This is a genomic window from Patescibacteria group bacterium, assembly GCA_018817085.1.
Lineage (GTDB): Bacteria > Patescibacteriota > WWE3 > CG2-30-40-12 > CG2-30-40-12 > CG2-30-40-12.
Genome location: JAHIUT010000016.1, coordinates 1 through 6,465, shown reverse-complemented (window position 1 = coordinate 6,465; position 6,465 = coordinate 1). Strand labels below are relative to the sequence as shown.

5 protein-coding genes are annotated in these 6,465 nt (G+C 35.2%); all 5 read right to left on the bottom strand.

Going from position 1 to position 6,465, the window contains the following annotated elements; genetic code table 11:
• The coding region (locus KJ678_01125; protein ID MBU1016750.1) for a DHH family phosphoesterase at positions 1-938 on the bottom strand (938 nt) is incomplete at its 3' end.
• A gap of 57 nt (positions 939-995) precedes the next feature.
• The gene (locus KJ678_01120) at positions 996-2,591 is read right to left on the bottom strand and encodes a glycosyltransferase family 39 protein (GenBank protein MBU1016749.1); all 1,596 of its coding nucleotides are present in this window, start codon (positions 2,589-2,591) and stop codon (positions 996-998) included.
• Positions 2,592-2,745: 154 nt separating this feature from the next.
• Positions 2,746-4,362, bottom strand: a complete 1,617-nt coding sequence (locus KJ678_01115) for a glycosyltransferase family 39 protein (GenBank protein ID MBU1016748.1) — start codon at positions 4,360-4,362, stop codon at positions 2,746-2,748.
• Positions 4,307-5,866 (bottom strand): glycosyltransferase family 39 protein, encoded by a 1,560-nt coding sequence (locus KJ678_01110; GenBank protein ID MBU1016747.1) that lies wholly within the window; start codon positions 5,864-5,866, stop codon positions 4,307-4,309. The genes KJ678_01115 and KJ678_01110 overlap by 56 nt, the downstream gene beginning before the upstream one ends.
• 121 nt (positions 5,867-5,987) lie before the next feature.
• The coding region (locus tag KJ678_01105) for a flippase-like domain-containing protein (protein MBU1016746.1) at positions 5,988-6,465 on the bottom strand (478 nt) is incomplete at its 5' end.

The window sequence follows — 6,465 nt, the reverse complement described above, 5'->3', positions numbered from 1 at the left end:
TAGTCCCTTTTTTTCTCCTGCAATAACAAACGCAAAATCTCTTTTCGTAACCAAAGCTTGTCCGTCTGTCCAAAATATCCATTAAACCTAGCGCCTATAACTTTTTCCAATAATTCTTTCACTTTACTACTCTCCGAATAGATGTAATTTTTACCTTCGCAGATACTAGGAGAAGTTAAAAACCAGTAAGGATTATTATACATTTTTAGAGCTGTTCTTATTTCGTCAATAGCCCCCGATAAAAACTTTTTGCTGTCCCAAAGTTCTACTTGTCCAATCGCCAACTCGAAACCTAAATTAGGAAAATGCGTAATTTTTGTATCTTCTCTTATCACCTTAATAGGATTAGACCATATGTATTTCTCCCGCTCTCTGAAATAAATCTCAATCCACTTATTTGGTAAACGGGTATACTTCTCAAGTTCAGAAAAAGCTTTTTTGTCCCTACTGGTTGTAACGGAAGAACGGAAATTCAAGGTGTTTGAAATTATTGCCGTATAAAGTAAATTAGCGCTATCTTTACTAACTACCGTCCGTTTATTTCTTCGCCCATATTCCTCCCAAATCAAAGTTGCGCAAGCTCCAACAGCCTCTATATGAGAACTATTACCTAGTTTTCGCTTCCAATAATCTTCAAAACCAAAATGGTGGTCAAATATCTCTACAATTTCGTCCTCCCTAACAAAAGAGGCTATTTGATCTGGATCCGAAACATCTACTATAACAAACTTGTTTCCATTTATTATATCCTTATTCCTAGTGCTAAAATCCAATTTCCAACTCCTAATTAAAGTGGTAATACTGTAATTAAACGGAGCTGGCAAAAAGGCGATTGCAGTCTTGCCTTCTTTATTAAGTAATTCCGAATACGCCACACCACAGGATAGCGCATCTATATCTATAAATCCTTTTCCTGCCGTAACTACCGTAATTGACATATTTTATCCAAAAAGGGACTACCCCGATTCGGGGTAGTCCCTTTTTGTTGCCTTTCGCTACAATTTATAAACTATAACCCACGGCTCGTTGTAAAAACGAGGTTTGAATCTTGCCACCTCTTCCAAATTCTGAACCGCCCATTGCGCGGAAGAATAGTCCTCATAACCAGGCGCGTAAGGGTGCCCTAACACATCCTTTAACCCATAATCTCCAACTACCACATATTCTATGTTATAATCATTTTTTAAAGCGTTTATTACCGTTCTTTCGCTTTCGTGTCTACCTACGGCGTCTATTAAAAAGGATAAACTCTTAAGGTTATACCCCATATTGTCTTTAGCATTGTATTCCTCTATCTCTATTTTATCCGCTCCAGCAAAAGCAAGCCATACCCCCGCAGGCACGTTTTCATAAATATACTCCCTCGCTTGCAACCTTGTATCTTTAGTGGAAAAAACAAAAACAAGTTTTAAGGCGTGCCAAAAGGAAAGGCTTAAAAAAACAACGGTTATCCCTACAAAAATTTTTCTGCGGCATGGCGAAAGCAACTCAAAAATTTCAAAAAAGCCATACGCCGCAAACATTGCCAAAAAAGGATACAACGGATTAAAATATTGCGACAGGAATTGAGGAAACTGCCCCACATACCAAAGATAAAAACATGTAAATGAAAGTACACCCGCCAAACCCTTTTTATATCTAAAAATTGCGCAGGAGAAAAGTCCCCATAAAGAAAGCAGACTTGCATAAACTCCAAGCGAAAGAAAAGAATATTTTCTAAAAGTTTGTTCAATCAGCGCAAGGTTTGCATATCTTTTAAAAAAACCGATACCCGTTTGCCTGGAAAACTGCCATAAAGCCCCCTTAGGCGAATCGGTTTGGATAAATGTTCTAAAATCCAAAATAGCGTAGGGGGTGCCTATTAAAAAACCAAATATGGCGGACAGAAAAGAAATTGCCAGCTTTTTTGACAAAAGGATACTTTTAGAAGTCCCCTTTTCCTTAATGGCAAAAAGTATATGATAAGAAATAAGAGCTATAAATATGGACGCCCCATTATATTTAGTAGATGCCGCAAGACCAGAAACAAACCCCGCCAAAACATAATATCTCAAAAATCCTTTTTCGTAAATTTTCTGCGAAAAATAGAAAGATAAAAGCATCCAAAAGGTCATAGTTGAATCTAAAGTTGCAAAATGGGCATCCTCAATATTCTGCAGGGAAATTGCCAAAAGAAAAACTGCCAAAAGAGCAGTTTTCTTATTAAAAATCTTTTTTGATATTAGGTAACTTAAAACAATGCTACCACTACCAGCTAATGCGCTTATTATTCTCCCTAACAAATAAAACACAAAAGGTCTGTCAAACCAAATAGGAAAAATATTTTCTATAAATGGTCTGATATTAATAAAAGAAAGGATATCCGTAAATTTAGCCCAAACAGAAATTATCAAAAAAAGGAGATATGTCTGCAAAGTGGGCCAATCAAAATGATGGGGGTTGGGGTCAAATCTTATGCCCGTGGCGCCACGGACAAGCGTATCCTCATCCGGCTGGAAAATAAAGGGGTGTCCCCATTCTAAACCACTAAAGCGGAGCACTAGCCCAATTAGCAGTATGATTATAAGTATTTTATGCCGTCTGATTTCCATAGTCAAAAATGTCAAATTTCAAATCTCAAATCTCAAAACCACAACTCAAAACCTTAAATCTTATAATTAAAATTTGAGATTTAAGATGTGACTTCGCGAAGCGAACTTACTTTGTAACTTTTGACATTTGACATTTGAACTTTGAGTTTTCCTTTTAGTTAATTCTAACATTTCTAAACAAATACCAATAAGGGTAGCCGTTTACATTAAAAACTTTTTCAAGAACAAAGTCTTTTTTGTATTCTAAATACATAGGATCCGTATCCAAAAGGTAGTAAGGCAAAAGAAAATAATCCGCCGTTGAAATATGGTCCCGGTATATATAAGTGGCATTTCTTGCCATACCTAAATAAAATGGTCCAATAGTTCCGTCGCCGTCAAAAATTAATTTAATCCCCTCAATATACGGCTTTTTATTCATATATTCCGCAACCGCTTTTAGACCAAACCCAAAATGTTTGTTCCCTACAAAATAATCCGCCGTTTTCATTCCCCCCAAAATGGGATTAGTGTAAGCCAAAAAGTTGGGGTATGTTTTGTATAAAAGGACAAAAGATATAAAAATCCCTAAAGAAAAAAGCGCAATTGCGTATTTTTTGGCTCGGTTTTTGAGTTTTTTATAAACGGAGATAAGACTCAAAGACATAAGAAGAAGCAAAGGCGGGTAAATAGGCAAAATATATCGCAGAACTTTTTTTGAGAATAAAGAAACTTCCGCTAAATAAAATAGAATAAAAAATAAAAGCAAGATTGTCTCTTTTAATTTTAAACTTAAAAACTTATCCGTCCTTTTTAACACCCCTCTCTTCCACAAGGATACGATAACAAAAACTAAAAGCCATATAATTAAAATGGGAGAGGATTTGAACAAAAAGACTATCGGGTAAAACAAAATTCCGGGATTATCTGTCCAGCTACCCAAAAAGTATTGGCTATGCCCTGTTTCGGACATAGACAACGCGCCATAAAGCATCTTTGAAAGAGTATCTATCGGACTAACCCACATAGCGGGAAAAAATATCACCACAAATAACAAAAATGAAAACGAAAATATAGCCCCGCGGATAAAGAATTTCTTATCCCTTGGCGAGGACATAATAAGAGAAGTAAGAAAGAAAAATGAAAACGAAAAAATCCCCGTTACTTTTGTTAAAAAGGAAAGCGCGGAGAAAATTGCGCTAAATAAAAGATATCTAAATTCTAAATTTTTCCAGAAATATATGGAAAAAAGGCACGATACAAAAATTAACGCCGTTAAGAGTCCTTCAAGATGGAAAATTCTGTCGTGGGCTATAATACAAGGTTCAAGGGACACTAAAACAAAAAATAACAACGCTACTTTTTTATTAAAAATTTTGGTTATTAAAAAAACTGCCAGCAAATACAAAAAAAGTATCGCAAAAACAAGCGTTAGTTTTATAAAAAGGCTCCGCCAAGGGAAAATACTATATTCGTTAATAACAGGTGCAATGTGGAAAAATTGCGTGTACACGCGGGAAAAAACTTCTATAGCGCCTCCTCCAAGCCACATTAAAGTTACACCGGGATGACTGGTTCTGTAAGTTTCTACAAAGTTAAAGGTCTTTAAATAAATAAAAAAGTTGGTTGCCCGATTATCCCACAGCGGATAATCAATATTAATAACATCAAACCCCAGCCCCACTACCCTGGGAATAAGGTACACCAAAGAAACGGACAATAGTATTAAAATGTTTTTAATATTGGCTAAAACTTTCATTTTCATAAATGTACCAATAATTAACCGCGCCATATTTAATAGTTTTTATAAGTTTAATGCTTGGTATTTGGTCTATCTCTATACGATAGTCGTCTGAAGGAGGCAAAATTATATACTGCATTTTAGAAAAATCCGCTCCGTCAATCTGCTCCACCCTGCCTCTAAAATACGGTTTGATGGATTCGTCATTAAAAGCAGCAAGATATGAGTTTTCGGTTGTGCGGGGATAGGTATTTAAGAAATCCGCAACTTTATAATACCCTGCTCCCCAGTCCATAGACCCAAAAACTTTTAGGGAAGATGCTAATCCACCCAACAATGGATTAGCGTAATTAAAATAATCTGGAAAAATAGGTAAGGACAATAAAACCAATTGGATTGTCAATACTCCAACTACCATTCTTATCCGCTTTTTGAAAAGACCGTATAAACCAAGCGCCACAAAAAAGCATACAGACATAAGGCTAGGCAGAATGTAACGGTCTATTTTTTTTGAAGACAGCGCCATTTGAATAAAATACAAAATTCCAAAAAGAACAAACACTAAAAGGATTTTGTTATCTTTAACAAACTTTAAAGGGGCTTTTGCCAACTTTTTAAATAGTATTAAAAAAGAAATGGGGATGCCTATTAAAGTTAGGGGACTTAACCTAAAAGCCAAGGTATGAATATAAAATAACATTCCGGGATTGTTTCCCTTTTTGCCTAGAAAAGTTTGGGGTTGCCCACCTTGCCCCGTGCCAATAACACCATCTACTATAATTTTTCTAACAGTTTCTATCGGAGAAACCCACATAGCTGGAAAAACTATTAATGTTGTGGCGGAAATTCCCAAAACAAAAACACCCACATCGGAAAAAAACTTTTTGATAAATTCTTTTATGCTTTTTTCGGACAGAAACCTAAATACAAAAAGCAAAAGGATATTAAACAAAACCACAAAAACAGCGGAGACTTTTGTAAGAATTGCAAAAGAGGCAAAAACGCTGGATAATACCAAAAAATACAGCGGTTTTTTATTCATTAAGTAATTTAAAATAAACAGGATAGAGGACAACATAAATAAAAGCATCAGTCCGTCTAAATGCAAAACGCGCGTATTAGCAACCACAAACGGTTCCAATATAAAAAGGGTTATAACAAAAAAAGATGCCTCTTTTTCAATCAGATTTTTTAAAAGTTTGTAGCATAAAAGCAAAAGCCCCAAATCAACTAAAACTAAAGGGAATTTTTGGCTAAAGTGAAGGAGCGGAAACAAATTATATTCATAATACGGCGCTCTAATTCCGTTAAATAATTTATAAACTTGGTTATAAACTTCTATTCCAAAACCGGAAATCCACATCAAGGTAACTCCAGGGTGATAAATACGATAAGTCTCTGCAAAATTAAAATTCTTTAAGTAAGCGTAAAATTGGGTAGCGCGATAATTCCAAGCGGGGGCGTCAACATTTATTATATCTTTTCCCAAAATAGGCAAACGGGTTGCCAAGAACAAAAGGGATATAAGGATTGTATTTTTATCTATTTTCTTCATTTTAATAATCGCCTCAATTTTAACAAAGGATAATCCTTTAGTTCATAGGAGTCAGAGCCCAAAAAGACTCCAAAACAAAATCCTAACAAAGGAGACTCCTTTTCAAAGGAGTCTCCTTTAATCAATTTTTAAAATCCAAACTTAAACTATCTTTAAACTTTTTATCAAAAGACAACAACGCCCAGCCAATTAAACTGTTAAACATTCTTAAAATATGATACAAAACCGAAGCGCTACCAGCTAACGAGGCCGAAATCCCCACTTTTCCCAAAACAAAAACATATATATTATCTTGCACCCCCAACCCGCTAATAGAAATAGGCAAAAAACTTATAAACCCTATAACAGGAAAAGCAAAAAACGCAAACACAAGTGGCAATTTAATACCTAAAGAAAGCGCGGTAAAGAAATGGGAAAAAACAGAACCCGTTTGAACAAAAAGCGAATAAAAAAGCGCCTTTAAAAGCGCTTTTTTGTTGCTTTTGTAGTAAACGGTAGCGCTGTAAAATTTTTCAAGTTTTTTGCTAAATTTAGATAAAACCCATAACCCCAAAAACCCAAAAACAATAAGAATCCAAAAAACAATAAAAACAATTACC

Bases quoted from the DNA above. Each gene is read 5' to 3' on its own strand.
- KJ678_01110 (MBU1016747.1), bottom strand. From the start codon at position 5,866: ATGAAGAAAATAGATAAAAATACAATCCTTATATCCCTTTTGTTCTTG.
- KJ678_01120 (MBU1016749.1), bottom strand. From the start codon at position 2,591: ATGGAAATCAGACGGCATAAAATACTTATAATCATACTGCTAATTGGG.
- KJ678_01115 (MBU1016748.1), bottom strand. From the start codon at position 4,362: ATGGCGCGGTTAATTATTGGTACATTTATGAAAATGAAAGTTTTAGCC.